At 70.4% G+C, this 24040-nt stretch carries 22 protein-coding genes; 7 read left to right on the top strand and 15 right to left on the bottom strand.

Features of this window, described 5'->3' with window-relative positions; all coding sequences use genetic code 11:
• Nucleotides 1-15: 15 nt before the first annotated feature.
• From AC1MGR_RS04400 to AC1MGR_RS04390, 3 genes are read right to left on the bottom strand one after another with little or no spacing between them, the layout of a single operon-like run.
• Nucleotides 16-1041 carry a molybdopterin-binding protein gene (locus AC1MGR_RS04400; protein WP_480233784.1) on the bottom strand — a complete coding sequence of 342 codons (1026 nt, stop codon included), beginning with the start codon at nucleotides 1039-1041 and terminating at the stop codon, nucleotides 16-18.
• Nucleotides 1038-1739: an XdhC family protein gene (locus tag AC1MGR_RS04395; protein WP_480233783.1), complete on the bottom strand. Its 702-nt coding sequence runs from the start codon at nucleotides 1737-1739 to the stop codon at nucleotides 1038-1040. The genes AC1MGR_RS04400 and AC1MGR_RS04395 overlap by 4 nt, the downstream gene beginning before the upstream one ends.
• A 9-nt stretch (nucleotides 1740-1748) precedes the next feature.
• On the bottom strand, nucleotides 1749-2072 hold the full coding sequence (locus tag AC1MGR_RS04390) for an XdhC family protein (protein ID WP_108035434.1): 324 nt from the start codon (nucleotides 2070-2072) through the stop codon (nucleotides 1749-1751).
• A 254-nt stretch (nucleotides 2073-2326) separates the two neighbouring features.
• Here AC1MGR_RS04390 and AC1MGR_RS04385 point away from each other — a divergent pair, with 254 nt between their 5' ends.
• The 4 genes from AC1MGR_RS04385 (at nucleotide 2327) to AC1MGR_RS04370 (ending at nucleotide 4969) form a co-directional block, all read left to right on the top strand.
• Nucleotides 2327-3502, top strand: a complete 1176-nt coding sequence (locus AC1MGR_RS04385; RefSeq protein WP_480233782.1) for a branched-chain amino acid ABC transporter substrate-binding protein — start codon at nucleotides 2327-2329, stop codon at nucleotides 3500-3502.
• 348 nt (nucleotides 3503-3850) lie between these two features.
• On the top strand, nucleotides 3851-4123 hold the full coding sequence (infA, locus tag AC1MGR_RS04380; RefSeq protein WP_055947419.1) for a translation initiation factor IF-1: 273 nt from the start codon (nucleotides 3851-3853) through the stop codon (nucleotides 4121-4123).
• Nucleotides 4124-4311: 188 nt separating this feature from the next.
• Complete coding sequence (locus AC1MGR_RS04375; RefSeq protein WP_480233781.1) at nucleotides 4312-4638, top strand: type II toxin-antitoxin system RelE/ParE family toxin; 327 nt, start codon at nucleotides 4312-4314, stop codon at nucleotides 4636-4638.
• A 31-nt stretch (nucleotides 4639-4669) separates the two neighbouring features.
• Nucleotides 4670-4969, top strand: a complete 300-nt coding sequence (locus AC1MGR_RS04370) for a helix-turn-helix domain-containing protein (RefSeq protein WP_480233780.1) — start codon at nucleotides 4670-4672, stop codon at nucleotides 4967-4969.
• Nucleotides 4970-5005: 36 nt separating this feature from the next.
• On the opposite strand, the gene parC is transcribed toward AC1MGR_RS04370, so the two are convergent.
• The gene (gene parC / locus AC1MGR_RS04365) at nucleotides 5006-7255 is read right to left on the bottom strand and encodes a DNA topoisomerase IV subunit A (protein WP_480234929.1); all 2250 of its coding nucleotides are present in this window, start codon (nucleotides 7253-7255) and stop codon (nucleotides 5006-5008) included.
• Nucleotides 7256-7308: 53 nt separating this feature from the next.
• Nucleotides 7309-8049, bottom strand: coding sequence for a DNA repair protein RecO (gene recO, locus AC1MGR_RS04360; protein ID WP_480233779.1), 741 nt, complete (start codon nucleotides 8047-8049; stop codon nucleotides 7309-7311).
• Between the two features lie 128 nt (nucleotides 8050-8177).
• On the opposite strand from recO, the gene AC1MGR_RS04355 reads away from it, so the two are divergent.
• From AC1MGR_RS04355 to AC1MGR_RS04345, 3 genes are all read left to right on the top strand, one after another.
• Nucleotides 8178-8594 carry a hypothetical protein gene (locus AC1MGR_RS04355; protein WP_480233778.1) on the top strand — a complete coding sequence of 139 codons (417 nt, stop codon included), beginning with the start codon at nucleotides 8178-8180 and terminating at the stop codon, nucleotides 8592-8594.
• A 123-nt stretch (nucleotides 8595-8717) separates the two neighbouring features.
• The gene (locus AC1MGR_RS04350) at nucleotides 8718-9413 is read left to right on the top strand and encodes a gamma-glutamylcyclotransferase (RefSeq protein ID WP_480233777.1); all 696 of its coding nucleotides are present in this window, start codon (nucleotides 8718-8720) and stop codon (nucleotides 9411-9413) included.
• A gap of 444 nt (nucleotides 9414-9857) precedes the next feature.
• Nucleotides 9858-11855, top strand: a complete 1998-nt coding sequence (locus tag AC1MGR_RS04345; RefSeq protein ID WP_480233776.1) for a methyl-accepting chemotaxis protein — start codon at nucleotides 9858-9860, stop codon at nucleotides 11853-11855.
• 186 nt (nucleotides 11856-12041) lie between these two features.
• Here the strand turns inward: AC1MGR_RS04345 and dnaE are convergent, their stop codons facing one another.
• From dnaE to AC1MGR_RS04295, 10 genes are all read right to left on the bottom strand, one after another.
• Nucleotides 12042-15539 carry a DNA polymerase III subunit alpha gene (dnaE, locus tag AC1MGR_RS04340; protein WP_480234928.1) on the bottom strand — a complete coding sequence of 1166 codons (3498 nt, stop codon included), beginning with the start codon at nucleotides 15537-15539 and terminating at the stop codon, nucleotides 12042-12044.
• 325 nt (nucleotides 15540-15864) lie between these two features.
• The gene (locus tag AC1MGR_RS04335) at nucleotides 15865-16137 is read right to left on the bottom strand and encodes a Txe/YoeB family addiction module toxin (RefSeq protein ID WP_108035443.1); all 273 of its coding nucleotides are present in this window, start codon (nucleotides 16135-16137) and stop codon (nucleotides 15865-15867) included.
• Nucleotides 16134-16388, bottom strand: coding sequence for a type II toxin-antitoxin system Phd/YefM family antitoxin (locus AC1MGR_RS04330; RefSeq protein ID WP_480233775.1), 255 nt, complete (start codon nucleotides 16386-16388; stop codon nucleotides 16134-16136). Before AC1MGR_RS04330 ends, AC1MGR_RS04335 begins: the two co-directional genes overlap by 4 nt.
• A gap of 69 nt (nucleotides 16389-16457) precedes the next feature.
• Complete coding sequence (locus AC1MGR_RS04325; RefSeq protein ID WP_480233774.1) at nucleotides 16458-17183, bottom strand: ABC transporter ATP-binding protein; 726 nt, start codon at nucleotides 17181-17183, stop codon at nucleotides 16458-16460.
• 13 nt (nucleotides 17184-17196) lie between these two features.
• Complete coding sequence (locus tag AC1MGR_RS04320; RefSeq protein ID WP_480233773.1) at nucleotides 17197-18501, bottom strand: lipoprotein-releasing ABC transporter permease subunit; 1305 nt, start codon at nucleotides 18499-18501, stop codon at nucleotides 17197-17199.
• A gap of 8 nt (nucleotides 18502-18509) precedes the next feature.
• On the bottom strand, nucleotides 18510-19835 hold the full coding sequence (gene proS, locus AC1MGR_RS04315) for a proline--tRNA ligase (RefSeq protein WP_108035447.1): 1326 nt from the start codon (nucleotides 19833-19835) through the stop codon (nucleotides 18510-18512).
• A 717-nt stretch (nucleotides 19836-20552) separates the two neighbouring features.
• Nucleotides 20553-20888, bottom strand: coding sequence for a DUF1467 family protein (locus AC1MGR_RS04310; protein WP_181259620.1), 336 nt, complete (start codon nucleotides 20886-20888; stop codon nucleotides 20553-20555).
• A 5-nt stretch (nucleotides 20889-20893) separates the two neighbouring features.
• Nucleotides 20894-21298: a methylmalonyl-CoA epimerase gene (mce, locus tag AC1MGR_RS04305; RefSeq protein ID WP_480233772.1), complete on the bottom strand. Its 405-nt coding sequence runs from the start codon at nucleotides 21296-21298 to the stop codon at nucleotides 20894-20896.
• Between the two features lie 272 nt (nucleotides 21299-21570).
• Nucleotides 21571-23244, bottom strand: coding sequence for a ribonuclease J (locus AC1MGR_RS04300; RefSeq protein WP_480233771.1), 1674 nt, complete (start codon nucleotides 23242-23244; stop codon nucleotides 21571-21573).
• Nucleotides 23241-24038, bottom strand: coding sequence for a biotin--[acetyl-CoA-carboxylase] ligase (locus AC1MGR_RS04295; protein ID WP_480233770.1), 798 nt, complete (start codon nucleotides 24036-24038; stop codon nucleotides 23241-23243). Before AC1MGR_RS04295 ends, AC1MGR_RS04300 begins: the two co-directional genes overlap by 4 nt.
• Between the last annotated feature and the right edge of the window lie 2 nt (nucleotides 24039-24040).

The following is a 24040-nucleotide window of genomic DNA, read 5'->3' as shown; positions in this document are numbered from 1 at the left end:
CTGCGGGCATCGTCCTCACGCGTCGTCCTCGGCCGGGTCGCCGCCCGAGCGGGGCTGGGGCCGCGACACGATCTCCATCAGGAGCCCGCCGACGCCGAGGGCGACGATGTCGGCCCGGGTCACGGCGAGGCCGGCGAGCAGCCGGTGCAGCACCCAGTCGAAGCCGTTCTCCTTGGGCGAGCGCGCGCAGCCCGGCGCGCCGATGACCGGCACCGCGGCGACCCGTCCGACCAGGAGGAGGTTGCCCGGGTCCACCGGCATGCCGAGATGCTCGACATGCCCGCCCGCCGCCTCGATCCCGGCGGGGATCACGTCGCGCCGGTCGGCGATGGCCGAGGCGCCGAACACCACCACCAGCTCGGCGCGATCCTCCGCGACCGCCGCCCGGATCGCCTCGGCCACGGCCTCGCGGCGATGGGGCACCCGGGCGTCGGTGACGAGGTCGGCCCCCGTCGGGGCGAGGCGGTGGCGCAGGTTGGCCAGCGTCTTGTCGATGGTCGCGGGCTTGAGGCCGGGCAGCAGGGTCGAGACGACGGCGACCCGGGTCAGGCGGTAGGGCGCGACGGCGAGCGCACCCGCGGGCGCGGCGCGGCAGGCCCGGTCCAGGGCCGCGCCCGGAACCGCGTAGGGAATGATCTTCACGGTGGCGACCATCTCACCAGCCACAACCGGCTTGTAGGGCGCGAGCGTCGCCAGCGTGATCGCCTCGTCGATGCCGTTGACGGCGTCGATGGCGGCCCGGTCGATGTGCAGGAGCCCGGCGGTGGACGCGTGTAGGTTGCAGCGGCCGGTGAAGGGCGGTTCGCGGCGCAGGTGCGGCCCGGCGAGATGCGCGGCGAGGCGCTCGGCCGCCGTATCCTCGGCCACGTCGCCCGCCTCGAGGGTGACGGCCACGAGCTCGGACAGCCCGGCGGCGGCGAGGCGCGCGGCGTCCTCGACCGGGATCACCCGGCCCTTGCGCAGGGTCACGTCGTGCGCGCGCACCGTATGGGCGGCGATCAGCCCGGCGGCCTCGCGCGTCGGGACGGAGCCGAACTTCACGCGGCGGCTCCGGTCCGGGGGGTGCGCTGCGCCGCGATGATCTGCGCCAGGATCGAGACCGCGATCTCGGCCGGGCTGACGGCCTGGATGGGAAGGCCGATCGGCGCCGCGATCCGGCCGATCTCGGCCTCCGGGACTCCCGCCTGGGTGAGGCGGGCGACGCGGGCCGCGTGGGTTTTGCGCGAGCCGAGGGCCCCGACATAGAAGCAGCCGGCCCGGAGCGCGGCGGCCAGGGCGGGGTCGTCGATCTTCGGGTCGTGGGTCAGGGCCGCCACCGCGCAGTAGCGGTCGAGGGGCGGGACCGGGCCGGCCAGGGCGTCGTCCGGCCATTCGGCCACGAGGTCGATGCCGGGGAAGCGCTCCGGCGTCGCGAAGGCGGTACGCGGATCGATGACGGTGACGGCGAGATCGAGGGCACGCGCCATCGGGCACAGCGCCTGGCTGATATGAACGGCGCCGATCACCACCAACCGCACCGGTGGCGCCTGCACGGTGAGGAAGACGGAGCGCCCCTCCACCTCGGCGAGGCCGCTCTTGCCGGAGGCGAGGTGGCGGGCGAGGAGGTCGGCCAGGGGATCGTCGGCGATCTCGGCCTCGCGCACCACCCGCTGGGCACCGCCGTCGAGATCGGTCACCAGGATGGCGGCGCGGCGCGCGGCGCGCTCGGCGTTGAGGATCGCGAGGGTTTCGAGCTGCATGCCGGCGCCTCAGGCCACGGGCTCGACGAAGACGCGGATGCGCCCGCCGCAGGACAGGCCGACCCGCCAGGCGGTCTCGTCGGCCACGCCGAATTCGATGATCCGCGCCCGCCCGTCGGCGATCGCCTCCAGGCCCTCGGTGATGACCGCGCCCTCGACGCAGCCGCCCGAGACCGAGCCGAGGAAATTGCCCTCGCCGTCGACCACGAGATGGCTGCCCACCGGCCGCGGCGCCGAGCCCCAGGTCTCGATCACGGTGGCGAGGGCCACCGCGCGGCCGGCGCGGCGCCAGGCCTCGGCAGCGCCGAGGATGTCGTTGTCGGTGGAGAGCATGGCCCTGACGAACTCCGGCACGGGAACGGTCCCGCCATGGTGGCGATCTCGCGGGATGGGGACGATCACGCAGGATGGTCGCGATCACGCGGGATCGGAACCCCGAATGGGGAACCCGGGAGCACGAGGTAAGGTCCCGTGCGCCCGTGGCAATGCGATCCTGTCGGCGCCCGCGCCGCGCCGTGACTTCCCGCACCGACCGGGCGGCCCTATCGTGCGGCCACGCTCCCCCGCCTCGATGGATTCGCGCTTCGATGCCCAGCCTCCGCGCCACGGCCCGCACCCTCGCCGTCAGCCTCGCGCTCGCCGCCGGCCTAGCCGCCGGCCGCGCCGAGGCGCAGGTCCGGATCGGGCTGTCGGTGCCGCTGACCGGCCCTGATGCCGCCTTCGGACAGGGCCTGCGCCTCGGGGCCGAGCAGGCGGTGGCCGACCTCAATCGCGCCGGCGGCGTCAACGGGCAGCGTCTCGTCCTGGTGGTCGCCGACGATGCGGGGGACGGCAAGCAGGGCCTCGCCGTCGCCCGGCGCTTCGCCGCCGAGCGGATCGGCCTCGTCGTCGGCCCCTTCAATGCCGGCGTCGCGGGGCTGGCGATGCCGGCCTACGAGGAGGCCGGCATCGTCGCGGTGACGCCGGGCACCGGCTATCCCGGGCTGACGGCCCGGGGACTCTGGAACGTGTTCCGCACCGTGCCGAACGAGGCCGAGCAGGGAACGCTCGCCGGCGCCTACCTTCTCGGCCGTCACGCCGGCCAGCGCATCGGCCTCGTGCACGACAAGAGCCCGTTCGGCCGCGGCCTCACGGAGGGCGTGAGCCGCACCCTGAAGGCCGCGGGCCAGCCCGAGGCGGCCTTCGAGACCCTGAGCCGGGGCGAGCGCGACGTCTCCGGGCTGGTGGCGCGCCTGAAGCGGGCCCGCGTCGAGGTGGTGTATTTCGGCGGCCTCGCGGCGGATGCGGCCGTGCTCCTGCGCGGCCTGCGCGAGGCCGGCCTGGGCGCGCCCCTGGTGGGCAGCGACGGCCTCCTCGATCCGGCCTTTCCGCAGGCCGCCGGGCCCGCGGCCGAGGGCACGGTGATGACCCTCACCCCCGATCCGCCCCGGCTGCCGGAGCCCAAAGGGCCCGATGGGAAGGGACCCGATTCCAAGGCGGCCAGGGGGCCGCGCAGTCCGGAAGCGAATGCGGTCGCCGCCCCGGCCTATGTGGCGGTGGAGGTCCTGCGCCAGGGCGTCCTCGGCGCCGGATCGGCGGACGGCCGCGCCGTGGCCGCCTACCTGCATCAGGGCCATGCCCTTCGGACGGTCCTCGGCGACCTCGCCTACGACGCCAGGGGCGACCTCAAGCCCGATCCCCGACGCCCGGCCACCCTCCTGCAGGTCTGGAAGCGGACCCCGGACGGACGGATCGACTTCGCCGGCAACGACGTCGCGCCCTGAGGCATGGTCCTGGCGTCCTGAGGCACGGTCCTAGCGCCCGCCCGGGACGGGACCGGACGCGGACCGCTCCGAACCGCAGCGATTGGCAAGGTCGTTCAGGGCCGAGAGGAACGCCGAATCTTGATCTTTCCGAAATCTCGCCGAATCCTCGCGCGGATTGTGCCGGCTTCATCACGGGCCTGCATCGGGAAAAGCTTGCTTCCGGCCGGTTCGGACATTATGTCGGGGCAACGCTCGCCGGTGTTGCGCATCCGATGGGATCGGACCCGCCGCCCGCCGCGTTTTGCCGAACGGCTTCGTTTTGTGTCCCGGGTCGCCCCGTTCAGGCCGTCCGGCTGGAGAGTGTGGATGGCGAAAGAAGAGTTGATGCAGTTCGACGGTCTCGTAATCGAGATCCTGCCGGACGCGCGCTACCGCGTGCAGCTCGATCAAGGGCACGAGATCGTGGCCTACACGGCCGGCAAGATGAAGAAGAACCGCATCAAGACTCTGGCCGGCGACCGCGTCACCGTCGAGATGTCCCCCTACGACCTGGAGAAGGGCCGCCTCGTGTTCCGACACAAGGACGAGCGCTCCGCCGGTCCGCGCCCGCCCATGCGCGGCCAGTTCCGCCGCCGCTGAAGCGAGCAGCGCAACCCGGCTTTTCAAGTTGCAGCGGCCCCTGCGCAGCAAGGCTCGGCTCCCCGGGCCTTGCCGTCCGTGTTTTGGGCCCGCCGACGACAGCCTGCGGGAACTTGGTGCGCAGACATTGGAACGCTGATCCCGCCCACTATCATTGACGGACGTGCGCCAGCGGCGCAGTCTTGGGTATGGCGAGCGCGCTCCATACGGTCATCGAGACCGAGATCTATCTGCGCTCCGCCGAACGTGTGATGAGCGAAACCGAACGAAGCGCGGTCGTGGATTTCTTCGCGGCCCATCCGCAGGCGGGCGATGTGATTCCGGGGACTGGCGGCCTTCGGAAGGTTCGTGTTCCCTTGATTGGACGCGGCAAGCGCGGCGGCGCCCGCGTGATCTCGTTCTTCGTCGGTCCCAAGGGCGTGTACCTGCTCCTGGCCTACGCGAAGAACGACCAGGGCAACCTGACACCCGATCAGGCCCGGACCCTTGCCCGCCTGGTCGAGACCTTGTTCTGAGGACGAGTCCTTTCTCTGGGGGAGATGAGCGATGGACGAAGCGATGTTCGCCGAGTTGACGCTGAGCCTCAAGCAGGCGGCCGCCCATGCGCGTGGGGACATCGGAGCCGGATTCGGCATCCACGTTCCGCTGGACATCGACGTTGCCGCGATCCGAAAGGCGACCGATCTCTCACAGGATGCCTTCGCCCGTCGGATCGGTGTCGCCGTCGGCACCCTGCGGAACTGGGAACAGCGCCGGCGCCAGCCTGAAGGGCCGGCCCGCGTATTGCTGGCGCTCCTGCAACGCAACCCTCGCCTCGTCGAGGAAACGCTCGGCCAGGCCATCTAAGGTCCACTCCAGAAACGCCTGAAGCGATCGCTCCGTCTACTTCCCGAACCGCTCGAATTTCGGGAAGCTCCGGGTCATCAGGGTGCCGGCATCCGAGCGGTGGCCCAGCCACTTCTCCAGGATTCCCGCATTGGCGAGGCGCGCCTCGCCGCCCGCCTCGCGCCAGGGCAGGCCCTCGGCCAGGGCGAAGACATGGGCGTCGGTGAGCGTGGTCTGGCGGCAGCGCTGCAGGCGCACGCCCTTGCCGCGCACCATCTCGGGCAGTTCGCTCAAGGGGAACACCAGCATCAGCCGGTCGGCGCTGCACACCGCCACGTGGTCGCCGGTCGCCGGCACCAGCACGGCGGCCGTGGCCGGCGCGTCGAGGCCCATGATGCCCTTGCCCTTGCGGGTGTTGGCCACGAGTGCGTCGGCCGGCGCCAGGAAGCCGCGCCCGTCGGTGGCCGCGACCAAGACCTTGGCGCCCGGCTGGTAGGGAATGGCCGCGACGATCTCGGTGCCGTCGTCGAAATCCACCATCAGGCGGATCGGGTCGCCGAAGCCGCGTCCGCCCGGAAGCTTGGCCGCCTCCAGGGTGAAGACCTTGCCGTTCGAGGCCAGGACCAGGATCTTGGCCGTGGTCTCGCTCGGGAAGGCGAGCTTGAGGCCGTCATCGCCCTTGAACGCGATGCCGGACAGGTCGGCGACGTGGCCCTTCAGGGCCCGGATCCAGCCCTTGTTCGAGACGATCACGGTGATGGGCTCGCGCTCCACCATCGCGGCGGCGAAGTCGATGCCGGCGGTGTCGGGCGGGTTCTCCAGGGTGGTGCGCCGGGCGCCGATCTTGGTCTCGGGACCGAAGGTCTTCTTCACCGCGCGGATCTGCTTGGTGATGTCGGCCCATTGCAGCTTGTCGGAGCCGAGCAGCGCCTCGATGCCGTCCTTCTCCTGCGTCAGCGCGTCGAGCTCGCGCTTCATCTCCATCTCCTCGAGCTTGCGCAGGGAGCGCAGGCGCGTGTCGAGGATGGCGTTGGCCTGGACCTCGGTGAGCTCGAAGCGCTTCATCAGGGCGGGCTTCGGCTCGTCCTCCTCGCGGATGATGCGGATCACCTCGTCGAGGTCGAGATAGACGATGAGCAGGCCGCCCAGGATCTCCAGGCGGCGGTCGATCTGTCCGAGGCGGTGGCGCGAGCGGCGCTGGAGCACGACGCGGCGGTGGTCGAGCCACTCGCGCAGGGCCTCGGCGAGGCCGATGACCCGGGGCACGAGGCCGCCCACCAGAACGTTCATGTTGAGCGAGATGCGCGATTCGAGCTCGGTGAGCCGGAACAGCGATTCCATCAGGATGACGGGATCGACGTTGCGGGCCCGCGGCTCCAGCACGATGCGCACGTCCTCGGCCGATTCGTCGCGCACGTCGGCCAGCAGCGGCAGCTTGCGCTCCTGCAGCAGCTCCGCGAGCTTCTCGATCAGGCGGGCCTTCTGCACGCCGTAGGGAATCTCCGTGACCACGATGGTCCAGGTGCCGCGGCCCAGGTCCTCCTTGGCCCAGCGGGCGCGCACGCGGAAGCCGCCGCGCCCGGTGCGGTAGGCCTCGGTGATCGAGTCGGCGCTGTCGATCAGGATGCCGCCGGTGGGGAAGTCCGGCCCCTTCACGAAGGTGAGGAGCTGGGCGGAGGTCGCCTCCGGGTGGGTGATGAGGTAGAGCGCCGCGTCGCAGAGCTCGGCCGCGTTGTGGGGCGGGATCGAGGTCGCCATGCCCACCGCGATGCCCTGGCTGCCGTTGGCGAGCAGGTTCGGGAAGGCGGCGGGGAGCACCACCGGCTCCTCCTCCTGCCCGTCGTAGTTCGGGCGGAAATCCACCGAATCGTCGTCGAGGCCCTCGAGGAGGAGGCGCGCCACCTCCGTCATCCGGGCCTCGGTGTAGCGCTGGGCGGCGGCGTTATCGCCGTCGATGTTGCCGAAATTGCCCTGGCCGTCGACCAGCGGGTAGCGCTGCGCGAAGTCCTGCGCCATGCGCACCAGGGCGTCGTAGGCCGCCGTGTCGCCGTGCGGGTGATACTTGCCGATGACGTCGCCGACGATGCGGGCGCATTTCTTGAAGGCCGAGCTCGGGTCGAGCTTCAGGAGCCGCATGGCGAACAGGATGCGGCGATGGACGGGCTTGAGCCCGTCGCGGGCATCGGGCAGCGCCCGGTGCATGATCGTCGAGAGCGCGTAGGCGAGGTAGCGATCCTCCAGCGCGGTCTTCAGCTCGACGCTCTCGATGCCATCGGGATCCGATGGCGGCTCGAAGGGCTGGCCCATCATGAACTCCCGGGCCGCACTCGACCCAAATCAGAACAAAACACGAACGGAATTTAGGCGTTTCCCGTGCCCAATGCAACGAAGCGCGCACGCTCTGCGGGCACGGGGATCGCGCGCGGTCCCCAGATGTGCTGGTCGAGGAAGTACCCCGTCAAGGTAAACCCCTCGGTAACGGCCTGCGCGTCCGGCGTCATCGGCAGCGGCGCATCGGGAGCACGCCCGCGCAGGAAGTCCGGCAGCGCCAGCAGCCTGTCGCGGTAGGGCTCGCCCGCCGAGGCGCTCACCGCCCGCCCGCTGCGCGGCGAGACGTAGATCAGCGCGTCGTTGCCCCCCGTGGCGGCGCAGGCCGCCAGGTCGAGCCCGAAGCCGAGCTCGGCCAGGATGGCGAGTTCGAAGCGCACCATCAGGGGTGGGGCGATGTCCGGGTCGTGCAGGTGCGCGACGAGGAGGCCGGCGGCCTCGAACAGCTCGGGATGGGGCTCGCGCTCGGGCAGGAGGCGCAGCAGGCCGGCGAGGTGGCTCATGCCGTAGAGGGCGAGCCCCGAGCCCATCAGCCGGGCGGCGACGGATTCGACGGGCTCCACCGCGAAGGCGCCCAGGCTCTCGTCGAGACGCGCCCGCCAGGTAGCCTGGACCCGGTTGCCGGCCTGCAGCACCGGCTGCATCCGGCGCGAGCGCCCGCCGTGCACGAGCCCGAGATGACGGCCGTGGGTCCGGGTCATGAGTTCGAGGATGACGCTGGTCTCGCCCTGGCGGCGGAGACCGAGCACCAGGGCCTCGTCGGTCCATTGCATGGGCCGTCTTACGGCGATGTCCATCCCTTGCAAATGCCCCGGGCGATCCAGATTGTATCTCGATAGAGACTCGCGCGAAACGCGAACATTGTTAGGCTCGGCCGCATCCGAATCGAGGCCGTCCCGCCATGTCCCGCTCCTGCCGCCTGCCGCGCCGCGGCGTCCTCCTCGCGAGCCTTGCGGCCCTGGCTCTCGCCGGCTGTGGCGTCCGCGCGCCGATCCCGATGCCGGCTGCCAGCGCACCCCTGCACGAGCGCCTCGCCGCCCTCGCGTTGAGCCGGCTGGAATTCGGAGCGCTCTCGCTGATCCCGGTCCGGTTCGTCCAGAGCCGGGTCTCCGGACCGTTCCTCGACGAGGGACGCACGCTCTACTGCGTGTCGAGCCGGATGCGGGGACGCACCTTCGGCCGGGCCGAGCGGGTCAAGATCGTCATCGAGGAGAAGGCCGGAACCCTGAGCGTCATCGACCAGGACAAGGAGGCCTGCGACTTCCACCGCACCGAGCCGCTGCCCGAGCTGGAGACGATGGCCGGCGCCAAATCATGACGGACAAGGATGAGGGCCGCGTCATGGCGGCCGAGTCATGACGATAGAGCCCTGGGAGCGAAGCCCGAGGGCAAAGCCCGGGCGACGCTTGCGCCGCGGCCCGCCGGATGATTCGGTGGGGCCATGCCGGACCCGTCCATCGCCCTGAGCCTCGATCTCATCGCCCGCGCCCACCCGGTGCCGGTGGCCGACGATGCCACCGCCCTGGCGCTGATGACCGACGCCGAACTGGCGCCGGGCCTCGCCGCCGCCCTGGCGGCACGCCCCGTCCCGGCGGACGGCCTCTGGGTGTTCGGCTACGGCTCGCTGATCTGGCAGCCGGAATTCGCCTATTCCGAGCGCCGGGTCGGCACCGTGCACGGCTATCATCGCCGCTTCTGCCTCCTCCAGCGCCGGTTCCGCGGCAGCGTCGACAACCCCGGTCTCGTCCTGGCCCTCGATGCGGGCGGCGCCTGCGAGGGGGTCGCCTTCCGGCTGACCGGTGCGGAGGCCGCCGAGACCCTGCTGCCGGTCTGGCGCCGCGAGATGCGCGGCAACGGCTATCTCGGGCGCTGGGTCCCGGTGGAGACCGCGGAGGGGACGATCCAGGCGCTGACCTTCCTGGTGAACCCCGAGAGCGACCGCTACACAGGCCCGATCCCGGACGCGGCGATCGCGGACCGGATCGCCGCCGGAATCGGGCACCTCGGGCCGAGCGCCGAGTACCTGTTCCGCACGGTGGCCGCCTGCCTCGAGGAGGGCATCCACTGCCCGCACCTCCTGACCCTGCAGGCGATGGTGGCGGAGCGCCTGCGGGCGCGGGTCCACGCCGGCGCGTGAGACCGACGCCCCGTCGACGGGTGGTGCCCGGCGCCTCCCTGCCGGGTCGCCGCCCCAAAAATTCGGTCGTCACGCCAAGCGTCGTCACGCCAAGAGTCGCCACGCCAAGAGTCGCCACGCCAAGAGTCGCCACGCCAAGAATCGAGTCGCCGCCCTGGCAATTCGGCGAGTGAGCGATCGTGTTCGCGCGATCGGCACGGCGGGACATCGCGCCATGGGCGGCGGACAGAGAAGGATTTTGGTTCAGCTCCGATGGGCGGGCGCACGCGCCGATCAGAGTGGTGGCTGAGCGGATGTCCTGATCAAGTCCGACTGTCCATGTATGCTTGAACTAAATTAGCTCATATCAAACATCTAAACTATCAATTCGTCGCTGTTTAAGGCATTTTTATTTCTTGAAGTCTACGAAAGGCGTACAAGCCACGCTATTGATCAGGTCTGTCGATGAAATACGGTATCCGCACCCGCCTCTACGCCGGATTCGGGAGCCTGATCCTGATCACTGGGGGTATTGGCCTGACCGCGCAGTATCAGCTCGGCTCCATCGTCGCCGAATACGCACGGGTCGCCCGACTTGAGGAAGGCGCACGCAACGTCTTCTCGATGAACGGCCTCGCGGAACGCCTGTCCGGCCAGGCCCTGGATCTGCAGGGGAACCAGACGCCCGAGCAGGTCCGCCGGGTCGAGCAGACGCGCGACGCCATCACCACCCTGCTTCAGCGCCAGATCGACATCGCCATCTCCGACGAGCGGCGCGCGATCTACACCCGCATGCGCGATCAATCCGCGGCCCTGAAGGACGATGTCCAACGCCTCGGCCAAGCCGGCGCGACCCTCGCGGATAGCAAGGCCAAGCTGTTCAAGACCGGCGATGCCCTGACCCGCGTCAACGGGCTCCTCGCCACGGCGATCCGCCAGAACGGCTCCGCTGCCGAAATCAGCCAGGTGGCCCAGGTCGACAGCGCGGTGCTGCTGATGCGGGTCGCGAACTGGCGCTTCCTGGCCACCCGCGACCCGCAGGGTCCCGCGACCTTCGCGGCGAACAGCCTGAAGGCGGTTGCCGCCCTGAAGGCGCTGCGCGACCTCGACACGGACGGCGCGTTCACCCGTCCGATCAAGGAGCTTCAGGACACGGTCGACGCCTATATCGGCGCGTTCAACGTCGCTGCGGCCGCCCTGGAAGCGACGCGGATCGCCCATGACGACGCGCTCAAGCCGCACATGGCGGCGCTGATGCAGGCGGGCCAGGAGGTCCGGACCAAGATCGAGACGGCGGTCGGCGAGATCGTGGCCGCCACCGAGGCGAGCGTCGGCCGGGCGCGGGTCCTGCAGCTGGGCCTCATCGCCCTGGCGCTGGCGCTCGGCGGCGCCCTCGCCTTCCTGATCGCGCGCAGCATCATCCGGCCAATCTCCGGCATGACGGACGCGATGAGCCGCCTGGCCTCCGGAGAGACGGCGGTCACGGTTCCCTCGCAGGAGGCGGTGGACGAGATGGGCGAGATGGCCAAGGCCGTCGACGTGTTCCGCCAGAACGCGATCGCCCGCACCGACCTGGAAGCCCAGCAGGTCGCGGAGCAATCGGCCCGCCAGCGCCGGGCGGACCGGGTCGACGGGCTGGTTCAGGGCTTCGAACAGACCATCTCCGGCGCCATCGGCATCGTCACCTCCGCGGCGACCGAACTCGACGCGACGGCGCGATCCATGACGCAGGTGGCGGAGAGCACCAGCGGCCAGGCCCTGGCCTCGAGCGCGGCCGCGGAGGAGACCTCGGCGAACGTACAGACCGTGGCGGCGGCCGCCGAGGAGATGGTCGCGTCCCTCCAGGAGATCGAGCGTCAGGTCCAGCAATCGAACGCCGCGGCCGGTGCCGCGGCACGGGAGGCGGAATCGACGAACGTCACCATGGGCAGCCTGATCCAGGCCGCCGAGCGGATCGGGGAGGCCGTGACGATGATCTCCGGCATCGCCAGCCAGACCAACCTGCTGGCGCTGAACGCCACCATCGAGGCGGCCCGGGCCGGGGAATCGGGGCGGGGCTTCGCGGTGGTCGCGGCGGAGGTCAAGGAACTCGCGGGCCAGACGGCGCGGGCCACCGACCAGATCGGCGGGCAGATCACCGCCATCCAGCAGGCGACCGCCCAGGCGGTCGCGGCGATCCGGCAGATCGGCCAGACCATCGTGTCGGTGAACGCAATCACGGAAAGCATCGCCGCGACGGTGGTGGAGCAGACGGCGGCCACCGGCGAGATCTCCCGCAACGCGGCCGAAGCGGCGCGCGGAACCCAGGACGTCTCGATGAACGTCGCCCGGGTCCTCACCTCCTCCGGCGAGACCGGCTCCGCGGCCCAGCAGGTGCTGATGGCGGCGGGCGAACTCTCGGTCCAGTCGGTGAACGTGCGCCAGGAGGTCGAGGGCTTCCTCGCCGCCATCCGCGCGGCGTGAGGCGGGTCCCGGTTGCTTCGGGGGGGTCCGGTCGGACCGGCCCCCCTTTCCCGCGTGGGAGCGGGTTGGGGTGAGGGGCGTCGAACGAAACACCCGAAGACCGTAGGAGCGGAAGCGTCGGTCAGGCTCCCGGCCCCATCGACCCGAGGCCCCGCGCCCAAGGGCCGGCGCCCAAGGGCCGGCCCCTCAGTTCACCTCGACCTGCACCACACCCGGCACCGCCCGGAGCGCGCCGGCGATCTGCGGCGTCGCCTGGTACTTGCCCGGCAGCTTGACCTCGACCTCGCGGGCGCCGTCGAGCAGGAGGATGAGGGAAACCTCGCCTTCCCCGCGCACCTGGAGGCGCTGCTGCACGGACGGGATCGGGCGCTCGTCCTGCAGGTAGACGCGCATGCCCTTCTGGTGGCGGGCCACCGCCACGTCGAGGGGCTCGGCGGTCATGATGCGGGCGCGCACGTCCTCGCCCTCGAGATTGGCCTGGAGCTGGAGCACCAGCGGGCGGCCCGGCTCGAGGATCTCGCGGTACTGCCCGAGGCCCTCCGAGAAGATGATCGCCTCGAAATGCCCGGTCTGGTCCGAGAGGATGACGATGCCGAGCTTGTTGCCGGTCTTGGTCCGGCGCTCCGAGCGGTCGAGGACTGAGGCGGCGACGCGGCCCACGCTGGTGGTGCCGGCCCGGACCGCCCGGCAGAACTCCGCCCAGGTCTGGACCCGGAGCTTGCCCAGGAGGTCGCCGTACTCGTCCAGGGGATGGCCCGAGAGGAAGAAGCCGATCGCGTCGTATTCCTTCTTCAGCTTGTCGGCCATCGGCCACGGGTCGTAGGGCGGCACCCTTAGGGTGACGTTGGCGGCCGTGATTCCCCCGAACATGTCGTCGATGCCGGTGCTGGCCGCCTCCGCGGCCCCCTGGGCGAGCTTCATCATCGGCTCGATGGCGGCGCAGGCCCGGGCGCGATCCGGCTCGATGGTGTCCATGGCGCCGGCCGCCACGAGATTCTCGAGGGTCCGCTTGTTGAGCATGCGCGGGTTGAGCCGGCGCGCAAGGCAGGCGAGATCCTTGAAGGGCCTGTCGCCCCGAGCCTCGATCAGCGCCTCGACAGCGCCCCGGCCCACACCCTTGATCGCCGCGAGGGCGTAGTGGATGCGGCCCTCGCGTACCTCGAAGCCGACGCCCGAGGTGTTGATCGAGGGCGGCTCCACCGTGATCTTCAGCCGCTGGGCGTCCTGGCGGAACTCGGCCAGCTTGTCCGTGACGTCGATGTCGAGCTGCATCGCGGCGGCCAGGAACTCCACCGGATGGTTCGCCTTCAGGTAGGCGGTCTGGTAGGTCAGCAGGGCGTAGGCGGCGGCGTGCGACTTGTTGAAGCCGTAATCGGCGAACTTGGCGAGCAGGTCGAAGATCTCGTTGGCCTTGGCCTTGGTGAGGTCGCGCTCGACGCAGCCCTTCACGAAGCGGTCGCGCTGGGCGTCCATCTCCGCCTTGATCTTCTTGCCCATGGCGCGGCGGAGCATGTCGGCCTCGCCGAGCGAGTAGCCGGCCAGGACCTTGGCCACCTCCATCACCTGTTCCTGGTAGACGATGATGCCGAAGGTCTCCTTGAGGATCGGCTCCAGCTTCTCGTGCGGGTACCAGCTCGCCTCGTTGCCGGCATCGCGGCCGAGCTTGCGCTCGCAATAGACCGGGATGTTGGCCATCGGGCCCGGGCGGTACAGCGCCACCAGGGCAATGATGTCCTCGAAGCGGTCGGCCTGCATCTCCACCAGCGCCTTGCGCATGCCGGCGGATTCCACCTGGAACACGCCCACCGTCTCGCCGCGCTTCATCGGCGCGTAGGTCGCCGGATCGTCGAGGGGCAGCGAGGCGAGGTCGACGATGATGCCGCGCTTGGCCAGGAAGTCCGTGCAGCAGCGCAGCAGCGTCAGCGTCTTCAGGCCGAGGAAGTCGAACTTCACGAGGCCCGCGGCCTCGACCCACTTCATGTTGAACTGGGTCACCCGCATGCCGGTCTTCGGGTCGCGGTAAAGCGGCACCAGCTGTTCGAGGGGACGGTCGCCGATGACGACGCCGGCTGCGTGGGTCGAGGCGTGGCGGTGCAGGCCCTCGAGCTTCTTCGAGATCTCCATGAGGCGGGCGACGATCGGCTCCTCCTCGATCGCCTGCTGCAGCTTCGGCTCGCCCTCGATGGCCTGGACCAGGGTGACGGGGTTGGCCGGGTTCTGCGGCACGAGCTTGGTCAGCTTATCGACCTGCCCGTAGGGCATCTCCAGCACGCGGCCGACGTCGCGCAGCACGCCGCGGGCGAGCAGGGTGCCGAAGGTGATGATCTGCGCCACCTGCCGCTCGCCGTAGCGCTGCTGCACGTACTGGATCACGCGCTCGCGGCCTTCGACGCAGAAGTCGATGTCGAAATCCGGCATCGAGACGCGCTCGGGGTTGAGGAAGCGCTCGAACAGCAGGCCGAAGCGGAGCGGGTCGAGGTCGGTGATGAGGAGCGACCAGGCCACCAGGGAGCCGGCGCCGGAGCCGCGGCCCGGCCCCACCGGGATGTCGTGGTCCTTGGCCCACTTGATGAAGTCCGACACGATCAGGAAGTAGCCGGGAAACTTCATGCCCACGATGACGTCGAGCTCGAAGGCGAGGCGGTCCCGGTAGACCTGCTCGGACATGCCGGGCGCGGTGCCGTGCTGGGCGAGGCGCAGTTCGAGCCCGGCCTCCGCCTGCCGGCGCAGCTCGGCCGGCTCGTCGAGGGGCGGCGCGGCCTCGACCTCCGGGGCGGCGGCGTCGAGGGCGGCGACGACGCCGAAATTCGGCAGGATCGGCTTGCGGGTGCGCACGCGGTAGGCGCAGCGCAAGGCGATCTCGACGGTGGCGTTCAGGGCGTCCGGCAGGTCGGCGAACAGGGTCGCCATCTCGGCGCGGGTCTTGAAGCCGTGGCGCGGGGTCAGCTTGCGGCGGCGGTCGTCCGAGACGAGGCGGCCATCCGCGATGGCCAGCAGCGCGTCGTGGGCGTCGTAGTCGCCCTCGCGGGCGAAGAACGGCTCGTTGGCCGCCACCACGGAGAGGCCGTTCGTGTCGGCGAGGCGCAGCAGTTCCCGCTCGACCATGCGCTCGTCGGGCAGGCCGTGGCGCAGGATCTCGACGTAGAGGCTGTCCTCGCCGAAGGCCGCGCGCAGCTGCGCCAGGCGTCCGGCGGCGAGCTCGGCCCGGCCCATCCGGAGGGCGCTGTCGAGGGGTCCGGTGGAGCCGCCCGTCAGGGCGATCAGGCCGGCGCTCGACTCGGCCAGGGCCTCGACGCTCACCCGGGGGGCATCGCCGAGGGCACCGTCGAAATAGGCGCGGCTCGCCAGCCGCAGCAGGTTGCCGTAGCCGGTCTCGTCCTGGGCCAGCACGACGATGTTGGCGCAGCCGGCCTGGGCCTGCCCGACGCGCGCCATCGGGTCGGGCGCCTCGAAGGCCACGGTGAGCTGGAGGCCGGGGATCGGCTGGATGCCGGCGCCGGCGGCCTTCTCGGAGAATTCCAGCGCCCCGAACAGGTTGTTGGTGTCGGTGAGCGCCAGGGCCGGCTGCCGGTCGGCCAGCGCCGCCTTGACGATGTCGCCGACCTTCAGGGCCCCCTCGAGCAGGGAGAACGACGAGTGAACGTGGAGGTGGACGTAAGCCGGGTCTTTGAGGATGCGCGCCATGCCCACACCAGAGCGCCTCGCGGTGAAGGAATCCATGCCGGACCGCTCCCCGCCCGTGGTTTGGCTGTGGAGAGTTTCGGTCTGTGCCCGGACCGCAACGCTATCGCAAGGGCGCCAGTGCGACAGCCCAGGCGGCGAAGGAGATCGCCAGGAGCCCGAAGGCCATGAACTCGACCGCACCCGTCAGGATCATCCGCTTGAACATGGGCATCGCCTTTCGTTGACGCCCCAAGTTTTGTTCTTGTTTTGTTCTATGTAAAGGCCAGCCTGAAGCCGTCGAAGAACAGGGTAAACGGATCGTCAATCCGCACGGTACCGGACCGGGCTAGCCGTCGTAGTGCCAGCGGCACTGGAGGATCTCGAGGGCCTGTTCCGCCCCCTGCCCGGCGACCCGGTAGACGAGGCGGTGCTCTCCGGTGATCCGGCGCGACCACCAGCCCTTGAGATTGCCCTTCAGGGGCTCGGGCTTGCCGATGCCCTGGAACGGATGTCGCCGCGCCTCCGCGATCAGCCCGTTGACGCGCTGCAGGGTCGTGCGGTCGGTCGCCTGCCAGTGGAGGTAGTCCTCCCAGGCGTGGTCGGACCAGACCAGCTTCACGGCTGGATCAGGTCCCGCTCCGTCCCACTGCCCGCATCGAGCTGCGCCATCCCTTCCATCAGGCGGCGGGCATTCGCGGGCGTTCCGAGCAGGTGCAGGGTCTCCCGCAGGCTCTCGAACTCGGCCAGGGGGAGGATCACGAGATCCTCGTGGTTCTGCCGCGTCACCACCAGCTCGGTGCGGTCCGTCTCGACGCGGTCGAAATGGGTCGCGAGGTTCCTGCGCAACTCGCTGAAGCCGACATGGGTCATGGACCGCGCCCCTATCTGTACAGGATTCTGTACATAGCCCGGCAGCCGCGAGGGTTCAAGGCCGCCCCCTCAGGGCAGCTGCTCGATCAGCCCGTCCCGGATCGTCACGCGCCGGTCCATGCGGGCGGCCAGGTCCATGTTGTGGGTGGCGACCAGGGCGGCGAGGCCGGAGGCGCGGACCAGGGAGACCAGGATGCCGAAGACGTGGGCCGCGGTGTGCGGGTCGAGGTTGCCGGTGGGCTCGTCGGCCAGGAGCAGGCGCGGGCCGTTGGCCACCGCGCGGGCGATGGCGACGCGCTGCTGCTCGCCGCCCGAGAGTTCGGCCGGCCGGTGCAGCAGGCGTTCCTTGAGGCCGAGGAAGCTCAGGAGCTCGCCCGCCCGCGCCCGCGCCTCGCGCTGGGACAGCCCGCGGATGAGCTGGGGCATCACCACGTTCTCCAGGGCCGAGAATTCCGGCAGGAGGTGGTGGAACTGGTAGACGAAGCCCATCTCCTCGCGCCGCAGGCGGGTGCGCTCGGCATCCACCATCGCGGCCGTCGGGCTGCCGCCGATGTAGATCTCGCCGCCGTCGGGGCGCTCCAGCAGGCCGGCGAGATGCAGCAGCGTGCTCTTGCCGGCCCCCGAGGGGGCCACCAGGGCGACGAGCTCGCCCGGCCAGATCGCGAAATCCGCCTGCCGCAGGATCTCGAGGGCACCGGCCCCTTCGCCGGCCCCCTGCGCGTAGCGCCGCTCCACCTTGGCGAAGAACAGGGCCGGGACCGGCTGCGCGCCGGGCGCCTCGGCTTTCGTGGTCATGGATGTTCGGGCCTCAGCCGTAGCGCAGGGCCTGCACCGGATCGAGCCGGGCGGCGCGCCACGAGGGATACAGCGTCGCGATCAGCGACAGGGCGATGGAGGTGAGGACCACCACGGTGATCTCGTTGGCGTTCATCTCGGCCGGGATCTCGGCCAGGAAGCGCACGGTGGGGTCCCAGGCGGAGGGGAACAGCACCCGCTGGATGCCCTTGATGTTCATCGTGATCAGGATGCCGAGCCCCAGGCCGCTCAGGGTCCCGACCACGCCGATCAGCGCCCCGTTGATGAGGAACACCCGCATGATGGTGCCGGGCGTCGCCCCCATGGTGCGCAGGATGGCGATGTCGCTCGACTTGTCGCGCACCAGCAGGATCAGCCCCGAGATGATGTTCAGGGTCGCCACCACGACGATCAGGCTGAGGATCAGGAACATCACGTTCCGCTCCACCTCCAGGGCGCCGAAGAAGGTTCGGTTGCGCTGGCGCCAGTCGGTGAGGAGCACCGGGCGCTCGGCGGCCATCTCGAGGTCCGGCCGCATCGCGCCCACCGCCTCGGCATTGTCGAGGTAGATCTCGATCAGGCTGACATCGGCGTCCCGGTTGAAGAAGGCCTGGGACTCGGCGAGCGGCATGAACACGAAGGTCGAGTCGAACTCGGTCATGCCGATCTCGAAGATCGCCTTGATCGTGTAGCCCTTGGTGCGCGGCGCCGTGCCGAACGGCGTCGAGGCGCCCTTCGGGGTCAGCAGGTTGATCTGGTCGCCGGCCTGGACGCCGAGGGATTCGGCGAGACGCCGGCCGATGGCGACGCCCGAGCCGTCGTCGAAGCCCTCCAGGCTGCCGCCCTTGATGTTGCTCGCGATGGCGCCGATCTTGTCGAGGTCCTCGCCCCGGATGCCGCGGACCAGCACGCCGCTGCCGGCGCCTCCATAGGGCGAGGAGGCGAAGGCCTGCCCCTCGACGAGGGGGATCGCCGCCCGGACCCCGGCGACCTTCGACAGGCGCTCGGAGAGGTCGGCATAGTCGGTGAAGAGCTTGTCGATGGGCGCGACGAAGACGTGGCCGTTGATGCCCACGATCTTCGACAGCAGCTCGGTGCGGAAGCCGTTCATCACCGACAGCACGATGATCAGCGTGGCGACGCCGAGGGCGATGCCGAGGAGCGAGAAGAACGCCACCACGGAGACGCCGCCGCCCCGGCGCCGGGCCCGCAGGTAACGCCCGGCGATGATCCACTCGAACCCGGCGAAGGGGGGCGTGCTCCCGCGCCGGAACCGGGCGCGAAGGCCCGCAAGCCTGTCCGTCAGGGTCGCCGCCATGGGGTGCCTCAGAGCCGCTTCAGGCGGGCGAGCAGATCGATCGGGGCGATGCTCTCGCGCTCGCCGCCGGCCCGGCGCTTCAGCTCGACCTTGCCCTCGGCGAGGCCGCGGGGGCCGACGATGACCTGCCAGGGCAGGCCGATGAGGTCGGCGGTGGCGAACTTGGCGCCCGGGCGCTCGTCGCGGTCGTCGTAGAGCACGCTGAGGCCGGCCGCCTCCAGGGTGGCCTGGATCTCGCCGCAGGCGGCGTCGGTGGCGGCATCGCCGGTCTTGAGGTTGATCAGCGCCACGTCGAAGGGCGCCACCGCGTCGGGCCAGACGATCCCGGCCTCGTCGTGGCTCGCCTCGATGATCGCCGCCACGAGGCGGCTCGGGCCGATGCCGTAGGAGCCCATATGGACCGGGCGCTCGACGCCGTCGGGACCGGTGACCTTGGCGCCCATCGGCTCGGAATACTTGGTGCCGAAGTAGAAGATGTGCCCGACTTCGATGCCGCGCGCGGCCATCTGCTTGTCGCCCTGCACCTCGGCGAAGGCCGCCGGCTCGTGCATCTCGGAGGTGGCGGCGTAGAGCGAGGTCCAGCGGTCGACGGTGCCCTGGAGCGCGGCCACGTCCTCGAAATCGGTGGTGATCGGCGGGACCTCGAAGTCGAGGTACTGGCTGTCGCAGTAGACCTCGCTCTCGCCGGTCTGGGCCAGGATGATGAACTCGTGGCTGAGGTCGCCGCCGATCGGACCCGTGTCGGCCCGCATCGGGATCGCCTTCAGGCCGAGGCCCGCGAAGGTGCGCAGGTAGGCCACGAACATCCGGTTGTAGGCGTGGCGGGCGGCGGCCTGGTCGATGTCGAAGGAATAGGCGTCCTTCATCAGGAACTCGCGCGAGCGCATGGTGCCGAAGCGCGGCCGGACCTCGTCGCGGAACTTCCAGGAGATCTGGTAGAGGTTCTTCGGCAGGTCCTTGTAGGAGCGCACGCTGCCGCGGAAGATCTCGGTGACGACCTCCTCGGCGGTGGGGCCGAACAGCATCTCGCGGTCGTGGCGGTCGGAGATGCGGAGCATCTCCTTGCCGTAGGCCTCGTAGCGCCCGGACTCCCGCCAGAGCTCGGCCGACTGGATCGACGGCATCAGGATCTCGATGGCGCCCGCCCGGTCCTGCTCCTCGCGGATCACCGCGCAGACCTTGTTCAGGACGCGCAGGCCCAGCGGCAGCCACGCATAGATGCCGGCGGCCTCCTGGCGCACGAGCCCGGCGCGCAGCATGAGGCGGTGGGAGACGATCTCGGCCTCCTTGGGCGTCTCGCGCAAGGTCGGCAGGAAGTAGCGGGAGAGACGCATGAAAGGCCCTGGAAACAGCGTGCCAGCGGGTCGGCGGTACGCCCCGGCACACAACACATTGCATCGGGAAAACACAAGCGCGGAGGGGTGACACCCGCCCGCCGCGTGGCGTTTCGCCCCCGCGGCGCCGGATCGTCCCCGCCGAACGCCACCTGCCATTCCGGTAGAAAAGCGCAGGAATGTCTCACGAAGGAGGTGACAATGAGAATTGTTGTTCCTATAAGCGCGTCCGTGATGATCGCGCCGCCCAAGCAGTGGCGCCACACGGTCCGAGTCTCGGGAGGAATTTCAGCCGCCACGCCGTCAGCAATGCGTGAGACAATCGAGGCTGAGCGAACGACCATCTTCATAAAAGCAAGGCTTAGGCCTTGCTTTTTTTATGCCTGAACGCTTGCGCGAGGCTGTCGCCGCTGCGGCGCGATCCGCGCGACGTCTCTTGCCGACGCGCCGTCATCCCGGGGCCGCGCAGCGGAGCCCGGGATCCAGACACACAGGTTGCGCAAGACGTTGCACCGTCGGCGGTTCTGGATTCCGGGCTCGCCTGCGGCGCCCCGGAATGACGCGGTGCCCTCTCTGCGGCCGTCGTTCGATGTCCCGCGTGCGCCATCTCCGTTCTTCACAGGGGCAGCGACGCACCCAGCCCGGAACATGACGGCGGCGTGACCGTCGTCCGCGAGCGGGACCACATCCGGTCCGGCCGGACGACCCCAGTCGCCCTCAGAGGCCGGCCAGCTCGAAGACCTGGATCGCCGCCAGGAAGACGACGCTCGCCAGGACGGAGGTGAGGATCGCCTTCTCGCGCAGGCGGGGGGCGGCGGGCGCCCCCGGGTCCTGGCCGGGGACGATCCGCTCCGGGTCGGTCTCGACCTGGTTGCGCAGCGGCAAGATGACGAAGAGCAGGGTCCACCAGACCACGAAGTAGAGGGCGAGCGCTCCGAACACGGTGAGCTTGAACAGGCCCACCGCGAGGACGACCACCGCGGCGAGCACAACCACCATCACCGCCACGGTGCGCAGGGTGGAGGCCGCCAGGGTCTGGAGGATGGCGCCCATCCGGATCAGACCTGCTCCAGCTCGACGAGGGTGCCGAGGAAGTCCTTGGGGTGGAGGAACAGGACCGGCTTGCCGTGGGCGCCGATCTTTGGCTCGCCGCTGCCGAGGACCCGCGCGCCCTGGGCCTTCAGCTTATCGCGGGCGGCGATGATGTCGTCGACCTCGTAGCAGACGTGGTGGACGCCGCCCTGAGGGTTGCGCTCGACGAAGCCCTCGATGGGCGAGCCCGCGCCGAGGGGCGACATCAGCTCGACCTTGCTGTTGGGCAGGTCGACGAACACCACGGTCACGCCGTGCTCGGGCTGCGGCAGCGGCTCCGTCACGGTGGCCCCGAGGGTGTCCCGGTAGATGGCGCAGGCGGCGTCGAGATCGCGGACCGCGATGGCGACATGGTTCAGACGTCCGATCATGGTGTGCTCCCCTTCCTTCCCCAAAACGGTCACGCCACCCCTCCCCCGTCGAGCGGGGCGATATCGGTGGCACCGCGATGTCGTTCCGGGGCGCCGCAGGCGAGCCCGGAATCCAGAGCCGCCGACGGTGCCGGACGCGACGAAACCTGTGGTTCTGGATCCCGGGCTCCGCTGCGCGGCCCCGGGATGACGGTGTGCTGCGCGCCGGCGTCCCGCGCAACCCACCCGCATCAGCGACGCCCCTCCCCCGCAGAGGGGGGAGGGTTTCAGCATTAGACCTCGACCACCTGCACGTGGCAGGCGGGCTTCTTGCCCCAGACCTCGTTCACCGCGGAGCGGATCGCGCGGTCGACGGCCTTCTCGACGCCCTCGGCATCCCGGCGCTTCTGCTTCGACAGGCCCGAGAGCGTGCGCGACACGCATTCCACGACGACGTCGAGCATCGCTTGGCCGTTCCGGCCGCGATTGGGCAGGCCGATGATGTCGATGGCGGGCTCGCCCAGGATCTCGCCCTGCTCGTCGATGGCGATGGCCACCGAGACGAGTCCGGCCTGCGAGAGCTTGCGGCGCTCGGGGATGGCGCGATCCTTGGCGTCGATCAGGACGTTGCCGTCCTTGAACAGGCGCCCGGCCTTGACGTGGTCGACGATCTCCGGCGTGCCGGGCGCGAGGCGCACGACGCTGCCGTTGCGGGCCTTGACGATGTTCGGCACGCCCTGGGCGCGGGCGAAGCGGGCGTGCTCGTCGAGGTGCAGGGCCTCGCCGTGGACGGGGATCGCCGTCTGCGGCCGGGTCCAGGCATACATCTCCGCCATCTCGTCGCGCCGGGGATGGCCCGAGACGTGGACGAGCTTGGTGCGGTCGGTGACCACCTCGATGCCCGCATTGACGAGATCGTTGATGATCGCGCCCACCGCCCGCTCGTTGCCGGGGATCGCCCGCGAGGAGAAGATGACGCGGTCGCCGGCCGCCAGGGTGATGTCCGGATGGTCGTCGCGGGAGACGCGGGCGAGCGCGGCGCGCTCCTCGCCCTGCGAGCCCGTGAGCAGGGCCACGACCTTGTCGCGGGGCAGGTAGCCGTAGCTGTCCGACGAGCGGAACTCCGGCAGGCCGTCGAGGAAGCCGCATTCGCGGGCGACCCCGATGACCCGGTCCATGGCGCGGCCGACCGCGATCACCTCGCGGCCGCAGGCCTGGGCGGCTTCCGCCACCGCGCGCATGCGGGCGACGTTGGAGGCGAAGGTCGTCACCGCGACCCGGTGGGGGGCGTCGGCGATGAGCTCGCGCAGGGTGGCGGCGACCTCGGCCTCGCTGGGGGAACGCCCCTCGCGCACGACGTTGGTGGAATCGCTGATCATCGCCAGGATGCCCTCGTCGCCGAGCGCCCGGAAGGCGGCTTCCGAGGTGACGTCGCCGAGGATCGGGGTCGGGTCGAGCTTCCAGTCGCCGGTGTGGAGCAGCAGGCCGTGCGGCGTCCGGATGGCGACCGCGTTCGACTCGGGGATCGAGTGCGAGACGGGCACGTACTCGATCTCGAACGGGCCGAGCTGGACCCGGCGGCCGGCCTGGATCTCCTTCAGGATGACCTTGGGCGCGCCCGGCTCGCTCAGGCGGCGAGCCTCCAGCAGGTTCTTGGCGAAGCGCGTCGCGTAGACGGGCGCCTTCAGCTTGGGCCAGAGCTCACCGATCGCGCCGATATGGTCCTCGTGCGCGTGGGTGATGAAGATGCCCAGGAGGTCGTCCTTGCGCTCCTCGATGAAGCTGAGATCCGGGAACATCAGGTCGATGCCGGGGAATCCCTCCTCGCCGGCGAAGCCCATGCCGCAATCGACCATGATCCATTTGCGCCGCTTCGGGGGGCCGAAGCCGTAGAGCGCCGCGTTCATGCCGATCTCGCCCACGCCGCCGAGCGGCACGAAGACGAGTTCGTCTTGCCCTGTCGTCATTGTCCGTCCAAACCTCGAGCCGCCGTCGCGGCCGTTCCCAGATGCACCTCGCCCGCCGTCACGGTCCGTCGCGTCCCATCCTCCGATCGGACCACGAGCCGCCCTGCCTCGTCGATCGTCTCGAAAATTCCGTGTACGAGGGTGTCGCCCATGCGCACCGAAACCGGCGCGCCCATCCCGGCCGCGTCAGCGATCCAGCGCGCGCGGATCTGCGAGAATCCGCGGCCACACTCCCAAAGTCGCGCGGCGTCGACGATGCCGTCCGTCAAGTGGACGAACAGATCCTCGGCGCGCGTGTCGTACTGCATCTGCCTGAGGCACGTGGCGCGATAAGGCAAGCCCTGTGGCGTCGCAGCGACATTGACACCGAAGCCCATCACCACCGCGCGGCGCCCGCCGGGCCGGTGCTCGGCCTCCAGCAGCAGGCCCGCGAGCTTGGCGCCGGAGGCCAGGACGTCGTTGGGCCATTTCAGGCGGCACCCGGTGACGCCGCAGGCCGCGAGGGCGGAGGCCAGGGCGATCCCGGCGACGAACCCGAGGGTCGGGACCTGCCCGGGATCGACGTCGTCCACGGGCCAGAGCAGGCTCGCGGTCAGGTTCCCGGGCTCGGAGACCCAGGCGTTCCCGCGCCGGCCCCGTCCGGCCTCCTGCCGGTGGGCCACCACCCAGAGGGGGCCGGCCTCGCCTTCGCGAAACCGGTCCAGCGCCTCGGTGTTGGTCGAGCCGAGGCGGTCGTGGACGTGGAGGCGGTGCCCCTCCCCCCGCGCCAGGGCACCGAGGGCGTAGCCGCTCAAGG

Source organism: Methylobacterium sp. BI1 (genome assembly GCF_056680125.1).
This window is presented reverse-complemented; position numbering and strand designations above follow the sequence as displayed.